A 20,923-nucleotide genomic window follows, 5' to 3' on the forward strand; every position below is an offset into this window, starting at 1 on the left:
CTGCGTTTAGGCGGAATGCCGCCGGGGAAAGCGATGAAGGGCTATGGCCTTCAACCATGGAGCGCAACTGGGCGCTGCTTCAAAAGCAACTACCGCCGATTCCGAAGGAATCAGCGAAAGCTATGTAAGACGGGAGCGTAGTCTACCGGAAAGACCCTACCAGCTCAAACCTTGGTCACTCGTCGGTGGCGACCAGCGCAGCTGCCCACTACCCGCCCCCCGACTGTCCAGCTCCGGAAGGTTGGCGGCGGCCACCAGCTCACCATCGACGAACAGCAGCGGCAATCGGCCGCGGACAAAAGCAGGCAGGCGAGATTCGTTGAGCAACCGCTTGAGATCGCGACGCCCTCGCCCCGCCAGTTCCAGTACCTCACCTCCCCGCCGATAGCGGACTTCGAGCCTGCCGGTCGGCGGCGCCCCCAACAGACTCAGCCCGCCGTTGCCCGGCAGTTCGAGCGGCCGAGCAGGATCAGGCCAGGGCAGGTCGCGCTCTGGCACCGCGAGCCATTCGCCGGACAGCCACCACAACCGTCCGTCGGCACGGTGCAGCTCACCCCGGGCAAGACGCCAGATCGGCGTCGTATCGGCGGCCGCATCGCGCAGGTCTTCCCACCCCGCCCAATGGCTGCTGTCCGGTAGCGGCGTGAACCTTGCCAGCCAGTGACGCAGGGCGTTGCGCTGCCGGGGCGGCGACAACGACGCCAGCACATTCAGATCGAGGGACGGCAGCGGTAGCCAGGGGAAATTGCTGCCAGCCTGGGCGCGTTGCAGATCGCTCTGGGCCAGTTCGCCCAGCAGCCCCTCCGCCTCAGCCATGTGCTCCGCGCTGCGGGCCAGGCTTTCCGTCGCCTTCGGCCAACGAGACAGCAACACAGGAAACACATCGTGGCGGAGAAAATTGCGCGCAAGCGACGTATCCGAATTACTCGGGTCTTCCACCCAGTCGATCCCTTCGGCGCGGGCATAGGCTTCCAGTTCGGCGCGGGACGCCTGCAGCAGCGGCCTGACCAGGCTGCCCAAGCCGAGGGGCCGGACTTGCGGCATACCCGACAGCCCCCGCACACCGGCACCTCGCAATTGTCGGAAAAGCAGCGTTTCCGCCTGGTCATCCCGATGTTGGGCACTGAGGAGCACCTCCCCCGCTCGCAGTTCGCCCACGAATGCGGCATAGCGCGCATCCCGCGCCGCACGCTCCAGGCTTGGCCCGGTATCGACAGTCACGCGCAGCACCTTGAGCGGCACGCCCAATGCAGTGCAGACGCGTTGGCAATGTTCTGGCCAGGCATCGGCTGCGGCCTGCAGGCCGTGATGTACATGAATGGCAGATAGCGGCGGCAGGGCTTCGCGAAGGGCGAGACGCGCCAACACATGCAGCAGGACGGTGGAATCGAGCCCGCCAGAGAAGGCGACGTGCCAGGCCGGCGCATGGCGCCAGGGGGCCAGGGCGGTCAGGAGGCGGGACTCAAGGGACATGGGCTGCTCGAAACGAAATCGGGCCCCAAGCTTAAAGCCGGGGCCCGATCTTTGCAGCCTGAAGCGGGATCAGGCTACGCCGTAGCTCATCAGGCGATCGTAACGACGCGCCAGAAGATCCTCGTTGTTGAGCTTCTGCAGGGTCTTCAGTTGCTCGGAGAGCTCCTTGCGGATCGACTCGGCAGCGGTCGCCGGGTCACGGTGAGCGCCGCCCAGAGGCTCGGCAATCACCTTGTCCACAATGCCCAGGCCTTTCAGGCGCTCAGCGGTGATGCCCATGGCCTCGGCCGCATCCGGAGCTTTCTCGGCCGTTTTCCACAGGATGGATGCACAGCCTTCGGGCGAAATCACCGAGTAGGTGGAGTACTGCAGCATGTTCAGGCGGTCGCAGACACCAATGGCCAGCGCGCCACCGGAACCACCCTCACCAATCACAGTAGCGATGATCGGGGTCTTCAGGCGGGCCATGACACGCAGGTTCCAGGCGATGGCTTCGCTCTGGCCGCGCTCCTCGGCATCGATACCCGGGTAGGCGCCGGGGGTGTCGATGAAGGTCAGGATCGGCATCTTGAAACGCTCGGCCATTTCCATCAGGCGGCAGGCCTTGCGGTAACCCTCGGGGCGCGGCATGCCGAAGTTGCGGCGTACCTTCTCGCGCACCTCACGGCCCTTCTGGTGGCCGATGATCATGACCGGCTCGTCGTTCAGACGGGCAACCCCGCCAACGATAGCGGCGTCGTCGGAGAAATGACGATCGCCGTGCAGTTCGTCGAACTCGGTGAAGATGTGCTCGATGTAATCGAGGGTGTAAGGCCGACGCGGATGGCGCGCCAGTTGCGCGATCTGCCAGCTGGTGAGATTGCCGAAGATGCTTTCGGTGAGCGCGCTGCTCTTCTCCTGCAGACGGGAAATCTCGTCGGTGATGTTCAGCGCGTTGTCGTTACCGACCAGACGCAGCTCCTCGATCTTGGCTTGCAGATCGGCGATGGGCTGTTCGAAATCCAGAAAGTTCGGGTTCATAGGCTTCCGTCGTGCGCTTGGGGCCAGGCGGCTGGTTCCATTTGGCGCCCTACCTTAAGGGATCGGGCGCGTTCGGGTCGAGATCAAATCGAAATCGGGCCGCTACGAGCGTGCAATCACGTTCGCATCAGCGGTAGTGCAGGAAGACGTTGTCGCGCCCGAACTGGTCACGCAATGCCTGAATCAAAGCGTCAGCCGGTGCGATTCGCCAGTTGTCGCCGAACTGCAGCACGGCCTTCGCGTCATTGCCGCTGTAGTCCAGGGTCAGCGGGCAGGAGCCGCGATGGCGACCGCAAAGCTCGGCCAGCCAGCGCAAACGATCACCTTGCAGGGCGCTGAAATCCACTTTCATGCGCAGGCTCTCAGCCAAGCCGGTACGCGCCTCTTCCAGGCTCAGCACACGCTTGGCCCGCAAGCGCAAACCGCCGGAGAAGTCGTCATGACTGACCTCCCCTTCCACCACCACCAGGGCGTCGGTCTGCAGGAGGCCCTGGGCAACGTTGAAGGCATCGGCGAAGAGCGAGGCTTCGATGCGACCGGAACGATCGTCGAGGGTGATGAACCCCATCTTGTCGCCCTTCTTGTTCTTCATCACCCGCAGGTTGACGATCAGGCCAGCGATGATCTGGGTGTCACGCGCAGGCTTGAGTTCGACGATGCGCTGGCGGGCGAAGCGGCGGATCTCACCTTCGTACTCGTCGATCGGGTGGCCGGTGAGGTACAGCCCCAGGGTTTCCTTCTCGCCCTTCAGGCGCTCCTTGAGGGACAGCTCCTTGGCATTGCGGTGGTTGGCGTACATATCGGCCTCAGGCTCGGCGAACAGGCCGCCGAAGAGGTCCATATGGCCACTGTCATGGCTACGCGCGGTCTGCTCCGCCGCCTGGATGGCTTCCTCCATGGCTGTCAGCAGCACCGCGCGGTTGCGGTCGATGCCCGCCTGATAGGCCTTGGGTTCGTTGCTGAAGAACGGACCGAGACGATCGAGGGCACCGCCGCGAATCAGGGCTTCAAGGGTGCGCTTGTTGATGCGTTTTAGGTCGACGCGGTTGCAGAAGTCGAACAGGTCCTTGAACGGACCGCCTTCGGCGCGGCATTCCGTAATCGCCTCCACCGGGCCCTCGCCCACGCCCTTGATGGCGCCCAGGCCGTAGACGATCTGGCCGTCATTGTCGACGGCGAAGCGATACTCGGAGTTGTTCACGTCGGGGGCGACGATGCGCAGCTTCATGTGCCGGCACTCTTCGATCAGCGTCACCACCTTGTCAGTGTTGTGCATATCCGCAGTGAGTACCGCGGCCATGAAGGGTGCCGGGAAATGCGCCTTGAGCCACGCGGTCTGGTAGGAAACCCAGCCGTAGGCGGCCGAGTGGGATTTGTTGAAGCCGTAGCCGGCGAACTTTTCCACCAGGTCGAAAATGTTGCCCGAGAGGGTGGGGTCGATGCCGTTGCTGGAGCAACCTTCGATGAAGCCCCCACGCTGCTTGGCCATTTCCTCGGGCTTCTTCTTGCCCATGGCACGGCGCAGCATGTCTGCACCGCCGAGGGTGTACCCCGCCATCACCTGGGCGATCTGCATCACCTGCTCCTGATACAGGATGATGCCGTAGGTGGGCTTGAGGACCGGCTCGAGGCCCGCGTACTGGTAGTCGGGGTGCGGGTAGGAAAGCTCGGCACGGCCGTGCTTGCGGTTGATGAAGTCATCCACCATGCCGGACTGCAGCGGGCCCGGGCGGAACAGCGCCACCAGGGCGATCATGTCTTCCAGGCAGTCGGGCTTGAGCTTCTTGATAAGCTCCTTCATGCCGCGCGATTCGAGCTGGAAGACCGCGGTGGTCTCCGCCTTCTGCAGCATGTCGTAGGTTTTCTTGTCGTCCAGCGGGATACGGTCGATATCGACCAGGGGCTTGCCCAGCTTCTCCTGCTCCCGGTTGATCATCTCCATGGCCCACTTGATGATCGTCAGGGTACGCAGGCCGAGGAAGTCGAACTTCACCAGGCCAGCGGCTTCCACGTCGTCCTTGTCGAACTGGGTCACCAGGCCGGCGCCCTCTTCATCACAGGCGATCGGGGAGAAGTCGGTAAGCTTGGTCGGCGCGATAACCACACCGCCGGCATGCTTGCCGGTACCCCGGGTGATGCCTTCCAGCTTGAGGGCCATGTCCCAGATTTCCTGGGCTTCCTCGTCAACCTTGAGGAAGTCCCGCAGCACCTCTTCCTGGTTGAAGGCTGCCTCCAGGGTCATGCCGACTTCGAAGGGGATCATCTTCGACAGGCGATCAGCCAAGCCGTAGGACTTGCCCTGCACCCGCGCCACGTCGCGCACCACGGCCTTGGCCGCCATGGAGCCGAAGGTGATGATCTGGCTGACCGCGTTGCGTCCGTACTTGTCGGCCACGTAGTCGATCACCCGGTCGCGGCCGTCCATGCAGAAGTCGACGTCGAAGTCGGGCATGGATACCCGCTCGGGGTTGAGGAAGCGCTCGAACAGCAGGTCGTAGGCCAATGGGTCGAGGTCGGTGATCTTCAGCACATAGGCAACCAGGCTGCCCGCACCCGAGCCCCGGCCCGGTCCTACCGGCACACCGTTGTTCTTGGCCCACTGGATGAAGTCCGCAACGATCAGGAAGTAGCCGGGGAAGCCCATCTGGATGATGGTGCCCAGTTCGAACTCCAGGCGATCGATGTAGAGCTGGCGTTTCTCCTCGTAATCCGGCGTGGTGTCCTTCGGCCAGAGCACCAGCAGGCGTTCTTCCAGCCCTTCATAGGAGGCATGGCGCAGGTAGTCGCCGATGCTCATGCCGTTGGGCGTGGGGAAGTCCGGCAGGAAGTGCTTGCCCAGCTGCACTTCGATGTTGCAGCGCTTGGCGATCTCGACGGTGTTTTCCAGCGCTTCGGGAATGTCGGCGAACAGCTCGGCCATTTCCTCGGGCGACTTGAGGTATTGCTGGTCGGAGTAATTGCGCGGACGGCGCGCGTCATCGAGAACGCGGCCTTCGCCGATGCAAACGCGGGTCTCGTGGGCCTCGAAATCGCCGGCCTTGATGAAGCGCACGTCGTTGGTGGCCACTAGCGGCGCACCGCAGCGGGCGGCCAGGGCAACGGCGGCATGTACGTGCTCCTCGTCGTTGACGCGGGAAGTACGCTGCAGCTCCAGGTAGAAGCGGTCGGGGAAAACGCCTTGCCACTCGGCCAACATGGCCTCGGCGCTCGCCGGGTCATTGTTGAGGAGGGCCATGCCGATCTCGCCCTCTTTGGCACCAGACAGGGCGATCAGGCCTTCAGCAGCCTCTTTCACCCAGTCGCGCTGGATGATCACGAGGCCATTGCTCTGGCCGTCGGACCAGCCGCGGGAAATCAGTTCAGTGAGGTTGCGGTACCCCTTGGCGTTCATCGCCAGCAGGGTCATGCGGCTCAGGGGACCATCCTCGAAGGGACTCGCCAGCCAGATGTCCGCGCCGCAGATGGGCTTGATCCCGCCGCCCATGGCGGTCTTGTAGAACTTCACCAGCGAGCACATGTTGCTCTGATCGGTGATCGCCACCGCCGGCATACCTGCTCCCGCCACTGCCTTTACCAGCGGTTTGACCCGTACCAGGCCGTCTACCAGGGAGTATTCGGAATGCAGACGCAGATGGACGAAGGAAGCGGTCATGGAAGTCCTATGCAAAACGCGAAAACGACAAGGCCCGGATTGTACCGGGCCCTCGGACAAAGCTACAGGCTTGGGGCGAGGTCGCGGATAGGCGCGACGGAGGGCGTCAGAAGACGCCTTCGATGAGCGCCCGAACCGGGCCAAAAGAGCGACGGTGGATCAATGTCGGCCCCAGTCGACGCAAGGCTTCCAGGTGAACAGCGGTCGGATAGCCCTTGTGCCCGGCGATGCCATAGCCCGGGTAGATTGCGTCCAGTTCGGCCATTTCACGGTCGCGGCTGACCTTCGCCAGAATGGAGGCGGCGGCGATGGCCGGAACCTGGCTATCGCCCTTGACTACCGGAGCGCTGGGCACCTTGAGCTTGGGACAACGGTTGCCGTCGATCAGGGCCAGCTTCGGCGTCACGCTGAGCCCCTCAACGGCGCGCTGCATGGCCAGCATGGTGGCGTGAAGGATATTCAGCTGATCGATCTCCTCCACCTCCGCACGCGCGATGCACCAGGCCAGGGCCTTTTCGCGTATCTCGTCGAAAAGGGCGTCGCGACGGGCTTCGGAGAGCTTCTTCGAATCGTTCAGACCGAGGATCGGCCGTGCCGGGTCGAGGATCACGGCGGCGGTCACCACCGGACCACAGAGCGGGCCACGGCCGACTTCGTCGACACCGGCCACCAACTCTTCCACCAGGCTGAAATCCAGGCCGAGTTGCATCAAGACACTCCAATCAATTGCAGGATAGCGTCGGCCGCCTCACGCGAGGCGTCCTGGCGCAGGGCGCGATGAATGACATCGAAGCCATGGGTCTGTATCTCGCCGTCGTCGAGCAGCGGCGAAATGGCCTGGGCCAGCGCCTCAGGCGTGGCGGCGTCCTGCAGCAGTTCAGGCACCAGCAGGCGCTGGGCCAGCAGGTTGGGCAGGGACACGTAGGGACTTTTCACCAGGCGCTTGAGAATCCGATAGGTCAGCGGCGCCACCTTGTAGGCCACGACCATCGGACGCTTGTACAGCAGCGCTTCCAGAGTCGCTGTGCCGGATGCGATCAATACTGCATCGCAAGCGGCGAGCGCCTCATGGGAACGGCCGTCGAGCAACTTCAAGGGCAGGTCGCGACCCGCCAGCATCGCCTCGATCTGAACCCGCCGCTCGGGGCTGGCACAAGGCAGGACGAAGCGGATACCGGGACGAAGCGACCGCAGACGCTCGGCGGCATCGAGGAACAACGCCCCCAGCTTGCCGACTTCCCCGCCGCGACTACCGGGCAGCAGCGCTACCACAGGTGCGTCCTCAGGCAAGTCCAGCGCCACGCGCGCAGCGGCGCGGTCGGCCTCCAGCGGGATGGCATCGGCCAGCGGATGGCCCACGAATCGAACCGGGACACCTTTCTCTTCATAGAAACGCGCTTCGAAGGGGAAGAGCGTGAGCATGAGATCGCAGCCTTCGCGGATCTTCAGTACGCGCTTCTGCCGCCATGCCCAGACCGAAGGGCTGACGTAATGCACGGTCTTGATACCGGCACGACGAAGCTTGAGTTCGACGCCAAGGGTGAAATCAGGCGCATCGATGCCAATGAAAACATCGGGACGCTCGTCGATCAGGGTCTGGATGAGCCGACGGCGACGCGCCAGCAATTCCGGTAGGCGCCCGAGCACTTCCACCAGGCCCATGACCGCCAGGCGTTCCATTGGGAAATAGGATTCCAGCCCCTCTGCCTGCATGCGCGGGCCACCAACGCCAATGAACTGGGCATCAGGGTGGCGCGCCTTGAGCGCGTGCATCAGGGTGGAGCCGAGGATATCGCCGGACGCCTCGCCGGCAACCAGCGCGATGCGCAATGGACGATTCATGTGGTCAGCGAGTAATGCCGCGGGTCGAGGACTGGATGGAATCGCGGAAAACAGCCACTTCCGGGAATTGTGCGGAGGACTCGGCCAGCTCGGCCAACGCCTGCTCCACGGTCAAACCCTGGCGATAAACCACCTTGTAGGCACGGCGCAGGGCGGCGATGGCTTCAGCGCTGAAGCCACGACGGCGCATGCCTTCGAAGTTCATGCTGCGGGCCTCGGCCGGGTTGCCGAAGACCGTGACGTATGCCGGAACGTCCTTGCCGATGGCCGTGCCCATGCCGGAAAAACTGTGGGCGCCGATACGGCAGAACTGGTGAACCAGGGTGTAGCCGGAGAGGATCGCCCAATCGTCCACGTGCACGTGGCCGGCCAGCGCCGTGTTGTTCACCAGGATGCAATGATTGGCGATCACGCTGTCGTGACCGATATGCACATAGGCCATCAGCAGGTTGTGGTCGCCGATGGTGGTCTCGGAGCGGTCCTGCACGGTGCCACGATGGATGGTCACGCCTTCGCGGATCACATTGTGGTCACCGATCACCAGACGGGTGGGTTCACCCTTGTACTTCAGGTCCGGCGTATCTTCACCCACCGAAGAGAACTGGTAGATGCGATTGTGCTTGCCAATACGGGTCGGTCCCTTGATGACCACATGCGGTCCGACCACGGTCCCCTCGCCGATTTCCACATCGGGTCCAATGATCGACCAGGGGCCGACCTGAACTCCATCCGCCAGCTTGGCTGCCGGATCGATAATGGCGCGAGGGTCAATCAAACTCATAGTTTGCGTTCCGCACAGATGATCTCGGCCGAGCATACTTCCTTGCCATCGACGCTGGCATGGCAGTCGAACTTCCAGATGCCGCGTTTGACGCTGAGGAACTGCGCGCTGAGGATCAGTTGATCACCCGGCAGCACCGGCTGGCGGAAGCGCAGCTTGTCAGAACCCACGAAATAGTAGAGCGTGCCGTCCGCAGGTTTGACATCGAGCATCTTGAAACCAAGGATGCCGGCCGCCTGGGCCATGGCCTCGATGATCAGCACACCCGGCATGATGGGATGCTGCGGGAAGTGGCCGTTGAAGAAGGGCTCGTTGATGCTGACATTCTTGTAGGCGCGAATGCGCTTGCCTTCAACATCCAGCTCCACCACCCGATCTACCAGGAGGAAAGGGTAGCGGTGCGGCAGATATTCGCGAATCTCGTTGATGTCCATCATGTTCCTGGAGCCTTTTCAGAGGATTGGGGATGCACGGCGCTGCGTGAATCACGCTTCTGATGAAGCATCCCCGCCCGGGGTCACTGCCGCCAGGCGTTTTTCCAGTTGCTGCAGACGACGCGCCATGTCGTCCAACTGGCGGATCCGGGCAGCGCTCTTCTTCCAATCCGCGGCAGTCTGCATCGCGGTACCGGAAGAATAGGCACCCGGCTCGGTGATATTGCGAGTCACCATGGTCATGCCGGTGACGAACACGTTGTCGCAGACCTCGATGTGGCCAACCATGCCCACACCGCCGGCGATCATGCAGTTGCGGCCAATCTTGGTGCTGCCGGAAATGCCCACGCAGCCGGCCATGGCGGTGTTGTCACCCACCTGCACGTTGTGCGCGATCATGATCTGGTTATCCAGCTTCACCCCGTTACCAATGAGGGTATCGGAGAGGGCACCACGGTCGATGGTGGTGTTGGCCCCCACTTCCACGTCGTCGCCCAGGGTGACGCCGCCGATCTGCGCGATCTTCTGCCAGACGCCCTTTTCATTGGCGAAGCCGAAGCCCTCGCCGCCGATCACGGCACCGGACTGGATCACCACACGCTTGCCGATCTTGACGTCGTGATAGAGGGTAACGCGGGGCGCCAGCCAACCACCTTCACCGATCACGGTACGGGCACCTACTACGCAGTGGGCACCGAGGGTCACACCAGCGCCGATCTGCGCGCCGGACTCAACCACTGCATAAGCACCGATGCTGGCGCTCGGATCCACCTTGGCATCGGCCGCGACCACTGCGGTCGGATGGACGCCTGGCTGGGCCTTGGGCTTCGGATCGAACAGGTGGGAAAGCTCGGCGTAGGCCAGGTAGGGGTTTGGCACCACCAGCGCGTCGCCGGCAAAACCCTCGGCGTCAGCCGGGGTCAGCAATACCGCTCCGGCCTTACTGTCAGCGAGGAACTTGCGGTACTGCGGATTGGCCAGGAAGCTGAGGTCGCCGGGACCGGCCTCATGCAAGGTAGCCAGGCCGGTAATTGCCTTTTCCTCGGAACCACGCACGGTGGCTCCGAGACGCGCTGCCAGTTGGCCGAGGGTGAAGACCGGAGTCGTCATCATCAACGCTGCTGGTTCATGCGCTCGATGACTTGGCGGGTGATGTCGTACTGAGGCTTGACGTCAACCACAGCACCACGCTCCAGCACCAGGTCAAAGCTGCCTTGCTTCAGGACTTCTTCAACAGCCTTGTCCAGCTTCGGTTTGAGCTGCTTGAGCATGTCGCGATCAGCAACAGCCTTGGCTTCGTTCAGCTCCTTGGACTGGAACTGGAAGTCACGGGCTTTTTGCTTGAACTCAAGCTCCAGGCGTTCGCGCTCGGCTTGTTGCATCTTCTCGCCGTCTTTCACCAGACGGTCCTGGATACGCTTGGCGTCGCTCTCCAGGGTTTTCAGCTTGTTCAACTGCGGACCGAACTTCTTCTCGGCGTCGACCGCGTACTTCTTGGCGGCGTCGGATTCGAGCAGGGCCATTTGATAGTTCAGTACCGCGATCTTCATTTCCGCGAAGGCCGGAGTCGCCAGCATGGCAGCGGCAACCAGAACGAATTGAGTCAACTTACGCACGATGCAACTCCTGCAACACATACTGTTGTCTTGAAATAATACTTAGAAGGTCTGGCCCAGGGAGAACTGGAATACCTGGGTATCGGCATTGTCCGGCTTCTTGACGGGCATGCCCAGACTGAAGCTCAACGGCCCCAGCGCTGTGATCCACGTCAGGCCCACACCCACGGAGCTGGCCAGGTCACCGGCGTTGATGCTGCTGCAGTTGGTCGCGGTGGACGAGCAACTGGTATCGAACACGTTACCCACATCCCAGAACAGCACAGTACGCAACTGGCGCTGGTCCTTGACGAACGGCAGCGGGAACAGCAGCTCGACACCGCCCTGGATCAGCACGTTACCACCGAAGGGCAGCGGATCCTGGTCCGGGTCGAACGCGGTGCCCGGCTTGGTGCCCTGGCTCGGCGTACTGCGCGGGCCCAGGCTGCTGTCTTCGAAGCCGCGTACGGAGTTGAAGCCGCCCGCGAAGTAATGCTCGTAGAACGGCAGTTCGGACGTGGAGCCGTAGCTGTCGCCGTAGCCCAGTTCGGTGTGCCAGCGCAGCGCGGTGCTCTGGCTCAGCGGAGTGAACAGCTGGCCGCGGTAATCGAGTTTGTAGAACGACAGGTCGCTACCCGGAATGGTGCTTTCCAGCACCAGGCTCTGGGAATGGCCGCGAGTGGCCAGCACGCCTTTGTTCAGGGTCGATTCGGACCAGCCGATGGAGCCCTTGAAGTTCAGGTAGCTGTCGCCTTCCTGTTCGATGAAGTCGAAGATCTCGTCGACGGTGTAGATACCGGTGTTGATCTTGTCCTGCTGCACGGTCAGGCCGTAGGTCAGTCGACCGATTTCGCTGATCGGGTAGCCGATGCTGATGCCCGCACCATAGCTGTCCACCGCATAGCTGGACACGTCCACGTCGAGGTCGTCGTAGTCGGTGCTGCGGTAGAAGGCGTTGTAGCCCAGGCTCACGCCGTCCGGCGTCCAGTAGGGGTCAACGAAGCCGAAGTTGTAGCGGGTCTGATACTCGGAACGCGTCAGGCCAATGCTGACCTTGTTACCGGTACCCAGGAAGTTGTTCTGGCTGATGGAGCCGCCGAGGATCAGGCCGGCGCTCTGGGCAAAGCCCACGCTGGCAGTGATGGAGCCGGACGGTTGTTCTTCCACGGTGTAGTTCACGTCGACCTGGTCGTCGGTGCCGGGCACCTGCGGGGTCTCGACGTTGACTTCCTTGAAGAAGCCAAGGCGCTCCAGGCGGGTCTTGGACTGGTCGATGAGGTAGGTCGAAGCCCAGCCACCTTCCATCTGGCGCATTTCGCGACGCAGTACTTCGTCTTCGGTCTTGGTGTTGCCGCGGAAGTTGATGCGGTTGACGTAGGCACGCTTGCCCGGATCCACCACGAAGGTGATGGAAACGGTGTTGTCTTCGTCATGGGGTTCCGGCACGCCGTTGACGTTGGCGAAGGTATAGCCTTCGTTACCCAGGCGGCGGGTGATCAGTTCGGACGTGGTGGTCATCACCTTGCGCGAGAAGACCTGCCCCTTCTGTACGAGCAGCAGCTTCTTCACTTCGTCTTCGGGAACCTTCAGGTCACCGGAGAGCTTGACGTCGCGAACGGTGTACTTCTCGCCCTCGTCCACGTTGACGGTGACGTAGACGTGTTTCTTGTCCGGGGTGATGGATACCTGGGTGGAGGAGATATCCATGTTGATGTAGCCGCGGTCCAGGTAATAGGAACGCAGACGCTCCAGGTCACCGGAGAGCTTTTCGCGGGCGTACTTGTCGTCGTTCTTGAAGAAGGACAGCCAGTTCGTGGTCTTCAGCTCGAACAGGTCGATCAGGTCTTCATCGGGGAAGACGGTATTGCCGACGATGTTGATGTGCTGGATGGCGGCAACGGAGCCTTCGTTGATCTTGATCTTCAGCGCTACGCGGTTGCGCGGCTGCGGGTTCACGTCTGCCTCGATCTCGGCGGAGTAACGGCCCTGGGCCACATACTGGCGCTGCAGTTCGTTACGTACGCCTTCGAGGGTCGCACGCTGGAAGATTTCACCCTCGGCAAGGCCGGACTGCTTCAGGCCCTTGAGGAGGTCTTCGGTGCTGATGGCCTTGTTGCCCTCGATCTCGATGCTGGAAATCGACGGGCGCTCGACTACGGTAATGACCAGGACGTCGCCATCGCGACCCAGTTGAATGTCCTGGAAGAAACCGGTCTTGAACAGTGCGCGGGTGGCTTCGACCAGACGGCGGTCATCCGCGGTGTCGCCGACGTTGAGCGGTAGTGCGCCGAATACGCTGCCAGCCGAAACCCGTTGCAGGCCGTTGACGCGAATGTCGGAGATGTTGAAGGACTCGGCGTGAACCTCGGCGATCATGAGTGCGGCAAGCACCGCAGGTAGCAGCAGGCGTTTCATGAAGTCCTTTTTTATTCCAACCGGTAATAAAGAATCTGCCGCACAAGGCGGCAGACTCGAAATTCAGTGACTCGTTTACAGACGGCTCAGATCGTTTACCAGGGCGAGCAACATCACCCCCACGACCAGACTGATACCGATCTGCACCCCCCAAGCCTGCACCCGCTCCGATACTGGGCGACGTCGCACCAGTTCGATCAGGTAGAACAGCAGGTGCCCCCCGTCCAGGACAGGAATTGGCAACAGATTGAGAACCCCCAGGCTTATGCTCAGATAGGCGAGGAAGTTCAGGAAATCCCCCACCCCGGACTGGGCCGAAGCGCCCGCCACTTTAGCAATGGTTATCGGCCCGCTCAAGTTTTTTACCGAGAGCTCGCCAAGCAACATTTTCTTTAGGGAATCCAGAGTTAGCAGGCTCATGGACCAGGTTCTGGCCATCGCTTCGGTAACGGCATCGAGCGGTCCGAAACTGACTTCGCGAAGCATTTCCGCCGGCCATTCGACACCTTTCACCCCAGCACCCAGGTAACCGCTGCGGGCTTCGCCTTCGCCACGAGCAGCCAGAGTCAGCTGGACATCGCGCACCTGGCCTTCGCTTTCGACGCGCAGGGTGATGCGTTCGGCAGGACGCTTGCGCACCCGCTCCACCAGTTGCTGCCAGTCGTCCAGCGCCTGGCCATCCAGAGCCAGCAGGCGATCACCGACCTTGAGGCCGGCGGCCTGCGCCGGGCCTTTGGGGTCGAGCTCAGCAAGAATCGGCGGAATCGCCGGACGCCAGGGCGTGATGCCCAAGGCGCCAATCGGATCGGGTTCGTCGACGCCCTTGAGCCAGTCATTCAGCTGCAGCACATGGCTTTGCTCGGTCGAAGCACCGGATTCGCGCACACTCACCTGCAGCGTGCCGCTTTCACCCAGACGGCGCACCAGTTGCAGATTGACCTGTGACCAGCCGGTGACAGCCTCGCCATCGACAGAAACGATTTCTTCGCCCGCTTCCAGGCCAGCACGTGCGGCAATGCTGTCCGGTGCGACGTTGCCGATCACCGGCTTCACCTGCTGGCTGCCCAGCATGGCCAGCACCCAGAAAAACAGCAGCGCAAGGAGGAAGTTGGCAATCGGGCCCGCAGCCACGATAGCGATGCGTTGCCCAACGGGCTTGCGATTGAAGGATTGGCCGAGCAGCGCTTCGGGCACTTCTGCCTCGCGCTCGTCCAGCATCTTCACGTAACCACCCAGGGGAATGGCGGCGACGACGAATTCGGTGCCGTGGCGATCATGCCAACGGAACAGGGCCTTGCCGAATCCCACGGAGAAGCGCAGGACCTTGACCCCGCACCGCCGTGCCACCCAGAAGTGACCGAACTCGTGGAAGGTCACCAGCACCCCAAGCGCGATCAGGGTGCCAACAATCATGTATAGAGCGCTCATCGGTTTCCTCCGGAGCAGGCGGGCCGTCTAGGGCCACCCGTTACCGCCCTTGACGGACCAACCACTGCTGCGCCGCCGCCCGGGCACGGGCATCCGCCAACAGTACGGAATCCAGCGTTTCGACTGCGTTCGCCGCTTCGCGGTTCAGCACTTCATCGATGATACTCGCGATCTCGGTGAAGCGGATGCGCCTATCCAGGAACGCCGCCACAGCCACCTCGTTGGCGGCATTGAGCATTGCCGGGGCACTCCCCCCCTCCTCCGCCGCCTGTCGTGCGAGCCGCAGGCACGGAAAGCGCTCTTCGTCCGGCGCCTGGAAATCCAGACGAGCCACGGCGAACAAGTCCAGTGGCGAGACACCGGAATCGATGCGCTCCGGCCAGGCCATTGCATGGGCGATGGGAGTGCGCATGTCCGGATTGCCGAGCTGGGCGAGTACCGAGCCATCCACGTAGTCCACCAGGGAGTGGATAACGCTCTGCGGATGTATCACCACCTCGACCTGGGCCGGCCGCGCATCGAAGAGCCAGCAGGCTTCGATCAGCTCGAGCCCCTTGTTCATCATGCTGGCGGAGTCGACGGATATCTTGCGCCCCATGGACCAGTTGGGGTGAGCGCAGGCTTGCTCAGGCGATACATCCGACAGTTGCGCAAGCGGCATCTCACGGAACGGACCGCCCGAAGCCGTCAGCAGAATACGGCGGACACCCACAGGCGCCAGGCCCTGGGCGTAGTCCCGGGGCAGACACTGGAAGATCGCGTTGTGCTCGCTATCGATCGGCAGCAACACGGACCCGCTCTTGCGTACGGCCTGCATGAACAGGGCGCCGGACATCACCAGCGCCTCTTTGTTGGCCAGCAGCACACGTTTGCCAGCCTCTACGGCTGCCAGGGTGGGCTTGAGGCCCGCAGCGCCCACGATAGCGGCCATCACGGCATCCACCTGCGGATGCGCGGCGACTTCACAAAGCCCTTGCTCGCCCACCAGGACGCGCGTCTGCAATCCGGCAGCCAGCAGACCGCCCTGCAAATGGCGGGCGGATTCGCTATCCGGGACTACGGCAAACTCGGGACGATGGCGTAGACACAGGGCCTCCAGCTCGCTCAGACGGCTGAAGCCACTGAGTGCGAAGGCCTGGTAGCGATCAGGATGACGCCCTATGACGTCGAGGGTGCTGAGACCGATCGAACCGGTGGCCCCCAGAACGGTAATGCGCTGCGGCTGACTCACAGGGTTCCCCAGCCAGCGGCCCAGAGCAGCACCGCGAACAGCGGGATGGCCGCAGTCAGGCTATCGATACGGTCCAACACACCACCATGGCCCGGCAGCAGGTTGCTGCTGTCCTTGATGCCGGATTGGCGCTTGAACATGCTTTCGGTCAGGTCGCCCACCACTGAGATCATCACCACCAGGGCGGCACCGGCCAGGGCCAGCAGCAACTCGGAGCCGACCCATCCACGGTAGAAACCGACACCCGCCGTGATCAAAAGGCTGGCGATCAGACCGCCGATCAGGCCCTCCCAGCTCTTGCCGGGGCTCACCTGCGGCGCCAGTTTGCGCTTGCCGAACGCCTTGCCGGAGAAATAGGCGCCGATATCGGCTGCCCAGACCAGCACCATCACAGCCAGGATCAGCCAGTTGGCCAGCGGCCATTGCTTGAACAGGACCAGCCCCTGCCACGCGGGCAGCAGGATCAACAGGCCTATGAGCAATTTGCCGGACGTACCACCCCAGTAGCGGCTGGTTTCGGGGTAACCCAGTACGAAAACCGTCGCAGCGCCCCACCAGAGCACGCCGAGGATCAGGACGAGGGGTGCCAGGGCCGGCACTAGATAGAGCCCGTAGAGCAGTGCCGCCACGAGAAGGCCGTAGGCGACACGCAGCGGCTGGGAAGCGAATCCCGCCAGGCGCGCCCACTCCCAGGCACCAAGACTTACAACGGCGCCGATGAACAGGGCGAAGGCGCCACCGTCCAGCAAGAAGAAACCCGCGAGGGCAATGGGCAGCAACACCAGGGCGGTGATGACGCGTTGTTTCAGCATTTGGCTCGGGCCTCGGCTTCTAGCTGTTCGCTCGTCTTGCCGAAGCGACGCTGGCGCTTTGCGTAGTCGGTCAGCGCCTTACGCATGGCTTCGTGCTTGAAGTCGGGCCAGAAGAGATCGGAGAAATACAGCTCTGCATAAGCGAGCTGCCAAAGCAGGAAGTTGCTGATGCGGTGCTCACCACCGGTGCGGATGCACAGGTCGGGCAGCGGTAGATCGGCGGTGACCAGGCAGCCTTGCAGCAACTGCGGGGATATGTCGTCCACCTGCAGGTGCCCAGCCTGGACCTCACGCGCCAGGCGCTGTGCGGCCTGAGTGATGTCCCACTGACCGCCATAGTTGGCGGCGACCTGGAGGGTGAACTTCTTATGACCAGCGGTCAGTTGTTCAACTTCGCGCATGGCGGCTTGCAATTCTGGATGGAAGCGCGAGCGATCGCCAATGATGCGCAGACGGATGTCGTTCTGATCCAGGCGACGGGCCTCACGGCGCAGCGCCGCCAGGAAGAGCTCCATCAGAGCGCCGACCTCGTCGGCCGGGCGCTGCCAGTTCTCACTGGAGAAGGCGAACAGGGTGAGCACCTCGACGCCAGCCTCGGCGCACACCTCGATCACCGCGCGGACCGCGTCAACACCGGCCTTGTGGCCGGCGACGCCAGGCAGCAGACGCTTCTTCGCCCAACGGTTATTACCGTCCATGATAATCGCCACATGCCGTGGCACCGCGGGATTCGCGTCTTGCTGCTTCTTGTCCATGGCGATTCAGACAGCCATCAGGTCTTTTTCTTTGTTTTCCAGAGCCTTGTCAGCCTCGCCGACGAACTTGTCGGTCAGCTTCTGGACCTCATCGGCGGCACGACGCTCGTCGTCTTCGCTGATTTCCTTTTCCTTGACCAGGTCCTTCAGCTGAGCCAGGGCATCGCGGCGAATGTTGCGCACGGCAACACGGGCGTTCTCGGCTTCAGCGCGCGCCTGCTTGGTGTAACCCTTGCGGGTTTCCTCGGTCAGGGCAGGCATCGGCACGCGAATGGTGGTGCCAGCAGTGGCCGGGTTCAGGCCCAGGTCGGAGGTCATGATGGCCTTTTCCACAGCCTGGATCATGCTCTTGTCGAACACGGTCAGGGCCAGGGTCCGGGAGTCCTCGGCAATCACGTTGGCGACCTGGCGCAGCGGAGTATCGGTGCCGTAGTAGGACACCATCACGCTGTCCAGGATGCTCGGATGGGCGCGCCCGGTGCGGATCTTGGCGAAAGCATGATCCAGCGATTCCAGGGTTTTCTTCATGCGCTCCTGCGCTTCTTGCTTGATCTCGTTGATCACTGTTCGCCCTCCTCGATCAGGGTTCCTTCGGCGCCGCCGACCACGATGTTCAGCAAGGCACCCGGTTTATTCATATTGAAGACCCGCAGCGGCATCTTCTGGTCACGGCACAGACAGATGGCCGTGAGATCCATGACGCCCAGTTTGCGATCCAGCACCTCGTCGTAGGTCAGGCGCTCGAACTTCTCGGCATTGGGGTCCTTGAACGGGTCGGCAGTGTACACGCCATCGACCTTGGTGGCTTTGAGTACCACGTCCGCATCCACTTCGATGGCGCGCAGGCAAGCCGCCGAATCCGTGGTGAAGAACGGGTTGCCGGTGCCGGCAGAGAAGATCACCACTTCGCCAGAAGCCAGGTGGCGCATGGCTTTGCGACGATCGTAGTGATCGGTCACGCCGACCATGGAGATCGCCGACATCACGATGGCGGGGATATTGGAACGTTCCAGCGCATCACGCATGGCCAGGGCGTTCATCACAGTAGCCAGCATGCCCATGTGGTCACCGGTTACCCGGTCCATACCGGCAGCGCTGAGGGCTGCACCGCGGAACAGGTTGCCGCCACCGATTACCAGGCCGACCTGTACGCCGATACCGACCAGCTGGCCGATTTCCAGCGCCATGCGATCGAGGACCTTCGGATCGATACCGAACTCCTCGGAGCCCATCAGGGCCTCACCGCTGAGTTTGAGCAGAATGCGTTTGTAGCGAGGTTGGCGACCACTCACCTGCTGAGCCATTGCGTATCTCTCCTGCGGCGCTATTGAATTCCTGGGCCCAGAGGCCCGATGTACTGGCGAGTCCTGAGACTGCGCAAACGGCAGTTGGTGCCCGGCAACCGGGCCCGCCGCGGAAGCCGCCCCAAAATGGCTCCCCAGTTTGACGAAGAGGCCGCGCGCGTGAGCGGGCAGCCTCTTGGGGCGACAGCCGGAGCTGTCTTATTGCTTGGTAGCGGCGACTTGAGCAGCTACTTCGGCAGCGAAGTCGACTTCGACTTTCTCGATGCCTTCGCCTACTTCGTAACGAACGAAGGAAACGATTTCAGCGCCAGCTTTCTTGGCCAGGTCACCGACCTTGATTTCCGGATCCTTGACGAAAGGCTGCTCGACCAGGCTGGCTTCGGCCAGGAACTTGGCGATACGGCCCTTGACCATGTTCTCGACGATGTTTTCCGGCTTGCCGGCGATCTTGTCGGCGTTCAGGGCCAGGAAGATTTCCTTTTCCTTGGCGACGGCTTCTTCGGAAACTTCGGCCGAGCTCAGGAACTGCGGGTTGCTGGCAGCCACGTGCATGGCGATGTCCTTGGCCAGTTCCGGGGTGCCGCCTTTCAGGTTCACGACTACGCCGATGCGGTGGCCGTGCAGGTAGGCGCCAACCACGTCACCTTCAACGCGGCTCAGACGACGGATGTTGACGTTCTCACCGGTCTTGGAAACCAGGGCCAGACGAGCTTCTTCGCGGGATTCAACCAGCGGAGCAGCGTCGGTCAGCTTCTCGTTGAAAGCCTGATCCAGGGAAGCGGCAACGAAGGACTTGAAGTCGTCCTGCAGGGCCAGGAAGTCGGTCTGGGAGTTGACTTCGATGATGACAGCAACCTTGTTGTCGTCAGCAACTTTGACAGCGATGGCACCTTCGGCGGCGATGTTGCCAGCCTTCTTGGCAGCCTTGATGGCGCCGGCGGCACGCATGTCGTCGATGGCCTTCTCGATGTCGCCATCAGCGGCGGTCAGGGCCTTCTTGCAATCCATCATGCCCAGGCCGGTACGCTCGCGCAGTTCTTTAACCAGGGCTGCAGTAATCTCTGCCATGTCGCAATCCTCTTGAATAGGTTTTCAACCATTCAGCCCGGAATCCGGGCATTCACAATTCGGAGGTGGCAAAAAGGGGGCCTAGCCCCCTTCTTGCGCACCGGGTAACGCTAGAGGGCTGTCAAATCAGCCTTCTGCGGCCTCGGAAGCAGCTTCTTCGACGAACTCGTCAGCGCCACCAGCAGCATTCTGACGGCCGCGGATTACAGCATCAGCAACGCTGGCCAGGTACAGCTGAACGGCGCGGATGGCGTCGTCGTTACCCGGAATGACGTAATCAACGCCTTCGGGGCTGCTGTTGGTATCGACTACGCCGATAACCGGGATGCCCAGCTTGTTGGCTTCGCTGATGGCGATGCGCTCGTGGTCAACGTCGATCACGAACAGAGCGTCCGGCAGGCCGCCCATGTCCTTGATACCACCCAGGCTGCGCTCGAGCTTCTCGAGGTCGCGGCTGCGCATCAGGGCTTCTTTCTTGGTCAGCTTGGCGAAGGTGCCGTCCTCGGCCTGGGTTTCCAGGTCGCGCAGGCGCTTGATGGACTGACGGATGGTCTTGTAGTTGGTCAGCATGCCGCCCAGCCAGCGGTGATCGACGTACGGGGAACCGCAACGAGCAGCTTCTTCGCGAACGATCTTGCCAGCGGAACGCTTGGTGCCGACGAACAGAACCTTGTTCTTGCCTGCAGCCAGCTTCTCAACGAAGGACAGAGCTTCGTTGAACATCGGCAGGGTTTTTTCAAGGTTGATGATGTGGATCTTGTTGCGCGCGCCGAAAATGTACTTGCCCATTTTCGGGTTCCAGTAACGGGTCTGGTGGCCGAAGTGCACACCGGCCTTCAGCATATCGCGCATATTGACTTGGGACATTTCTATTCCTCGATAGTCGGGTTAGGCCTCCACGCATCCCAATTTCCAACCCTTGCGGGCACCCAGGAAATCGTGTCGATACGTGTGTGGGTTAATGCCTTGCGAACAGGTCGTCCGTAAAGCGGCGCGTTTTATAGCACAAAAAGCAGACCCAAGCTACTGGAACAATGCTCCGCAAAACAGGCTGCTTGCTGCCAGCCGCTTATGGCTTGCGGCTTGAAGCTGTTAATATCAAGCCTTTTCCGT

The 20,923-nt window shown here is 62.1% G+C and carries 18 protein-coding genes; all 18 read right to left on the reverse strand.

Going from position 1 to position 20,923, the window contains the following annotated elements; translation table 11 throughout:
- Window positions 1-156: 156 nt before the first annotated feature.
- The gene (tilS, locus tag DM872_RS15280; RefSeq protein WP_179060279.1) at window positions 157-1,473 is read right to left on the reverse strand and encodes a tRNA lysidine(34) synthetase TilS; all 1,317 of its coding nucleotides are present in this window, start codon (window positions 1,471-1,473) and stop codon (window positions 157-159) included.
- Between the two features lie 69 nt (window positions 1,474-1,542).
- On the reverse strand, window positions 1,543-2,493 hold the full coding sequence (gene accA / locus DM872_RS15285) for an acetyl-CoA carboxylase carboxyl transferase subunit alpha (protein ID WP_179060280.1): 951 nt from the start codon (window positions 2,491-2,493) through the stop codon (window positions 1,543-1,545).
- 127 nt (window positions 2,494-2,620) lie between these two features.
- On the reverse strand, window positions 2,621-6,145 hold the full coding sequence (dnaE, locus tag DM872_RS15290) for a DNA polymerase III subunit alpha (RefSeq protein WP_179060281.1): 3,525 nt from the start codon (window positions 6,143-6,145) through the stop codon (window positions 2,621-2,623).
- 106 nt (window positions 6,146-6,251) lie between these two features.
- The gene (gene rnhB / locus DM872_RS15295) at window positions 6,252-6,854 is read right to left on the reverse strand and encodes a ribonuclease HII (protein ID WP_179060282.1); all 603 of its coding nucleotides are present in this window, start codon (window positions 6,852-6,854) and stop codon (window positions 6,252-6,254) included.
- Window positions 6,854-7,987: a lipid-A-disaccharide synthase gene (gene lpxB / locus DM872_RS15300; protein WP_179060283.1), complete on the reverse strand. Its 1,134-nt coding sequence runs from the start codon at window positions 7,985-7,987 to the stop codon at window positions 6,854-6,856. The genes rnhB and lpxB overlap by 1 nt, the downstream gene beginning before the upstream one ends.
- Before the next feature lie 4 nt (window positions 7,988-7,991).
- Entirely contained in the window at window positions 7,992-8,768 is a 777-nt protein-coding gene (gene lpxA / locus DM872_RS15305) for an acyl-ACP--UDP-N-acetylglucosamine O-acyltransferase (protein WP_179060284.1), read from the reverse strand.
- Complete coding sequence (gene fabZ / locus DM872_RS15310; protein WP_077527680.1) at window positions 8,765-9,205, reverse strand: 3-hydroxyacyl-ACP dehydratase FabZ; 441 nt, start codon at window positions 9,203-9,205, stop codon at window positions 8,765-8,767. The genes lpxA and fabZ overlap by 4 nt, the downstream gene beginning before the upstream one ends.
- 48 nt (window positions 9,206-9,253) lie before the next feature.
- Window positions 9,254-10,315, reverse strand: a complete 1,062-nt coding sequence (lpxD, locus tag DM872_RS15315; protein ID WP_179060285.1) for a UDP-3-O-(3-hydroxymyristoyl)glucosamine N-acyltransferase — start codon at window positions 10,313-10,315, stop codon at window positions 9,254-9,256.
- Complete coding sequence (locus DM872_RS15320) at window positions 10,315-10,818, reverse strand: OmpH family outer membrane protein (protein WP_179060286.1); 504 nt, start codon at window positions 10,816-10,818, stop codon at window positions 10,315-10,317. The genes lpxD and DM872_RS15320 overlap by 1 nt, the downstream gene beginning before the upstream one ends.
- A 42-nt stretch (window positions 10,819-10,860) precedes the next feature.
- Window positions 10,861-13,212, reverse strand: a complete 2,352-nt coding sequence (gene bamA, locus DM872_RS15325) for an outer membrane protein assembly factor BamA (RefSeq protein ID WP_179060287.1) — start codon at window positions 13,210-13,212, stop codon at window positions 10,861-10,863.
- A 75-nt stretch (window positions 13,213-13,287) separates the two neighbouring features.
- Window positions 13,288-14,640, reverse strand: a complete 1,353-nt coding sequence (gene rseP / locus DM872_RS15330; RefSeq protein WP_179060288.1) for a sigma E protease regulator RseP — start codon at window positions 14,638-14,640, stop codon at window positions 13,288-13,290.
- Between the two features lie 40 nt (window positions 14,641-14,680).
- Window positions 14,681-15,871: a 1-deoxy-D-xylulose-5-phosphate reductoisomerase gene (gene ispC, locus DM872_RS15335; RefSeq protein ID WP_179060289.1), complete on the reverse strand. Its 1,191-nt coding sequence runs from the start codon at window positions 15,869-15,871 to the stop codon at window positions 14,681-14,683.
- Window positions 15,868-16,683: a phosphatidate cytidylyltransferase gene (locus tag DM872_RS15340; RefSeq protein ID WP_179060290.1), complete on the reverse strand. Its 816-nt coding sequence runs from the start codon at window positions 16,681-16,683 to the stop codon at window positions 15,868-15,870. Before DM872_RS15340 ends, ispC begins: the two co-directional genes overlap by 4 nt.
- Window positions 16,677-17,438, reverse strand: a complete 762-nt coding sequence (gene uppS / locus DM872_RS15345) for a polyprenyl diphosphate synthase (protein WP_179060291.1) — start codon at window positions 17,436-17,438, stop codon at window positions 16,677-16,679. Before uppS ends, DM872_RS15340 begins: the two co-directional genes overlap by 7 nt.
- Before the next feature lie 6 nt (window positions 17,439-17,444).
- The gene (frr, locus tag DM872_RS15350; protein WP_179060292.1) at window positions 17,445-18,002 is read right to left on the reverse strand and encodes a ribosome recycling factor; all 558 of its coding nucleotides are present in this window, start codon (window positions 18,000-18,002) and stop codon (window positions 17,445-17,447) included.
- Window positions 17,999-18,742, reverse strand: a complete 744-nt coding sequence (gene pyrH, locus DM872_RS15355) for a UMP kinase (RefSeq protein WP_077527672.1) — start codon at window positions 18,740-18,742, stop codon at window positions 17,999-18,001. Before pyrH ends, frr begins: the two co-directional genes overlap by 4 nt.
- 198 nt (window positions 18,743-18,940) lie before the next feature.
- The gene (gene tsf / locus DM872_RS15360) at window positions 18,941-19,810 is read right to left on the reverse strand and encodes a translation elongation factor Ts (protein ID WP_179060293.1); all 870 of its coding nucleotides are present in this window, start codon (window positions 19,808-19,810) and stop codon (window positions 18,941-18,943) included.
- Between the two features lie 126 nt (window positions 19,811-19,936).
- The gene (gene rpsB, locus DM872_RS15365; protein WP_179060294.1) at window positions 19,937-20,677 is read right to left on the reverse strand and encodes a 30S ribosomal protein S2; all 741 of its coding nucleotides are present in this window, start codon (window positions 20,675-20,677) and stop codon (window positions 19,937-19,939) included.
- Between the last annotated feature and the right edge of the window lie 246 nt (window positions 20,678-20,923).

It is taken from the genome of Pseudomonas taiwanensis (assembly GCF_013393345.1).
Taxonomy (GTDB): domain Bacteria; phylum Pseudomonadota; class Gammaproteobacteria; order Pseudomonadales; family Pseudomonadaceae; genus Metapseudomonas; species Metapseudomonas resinovorans_C.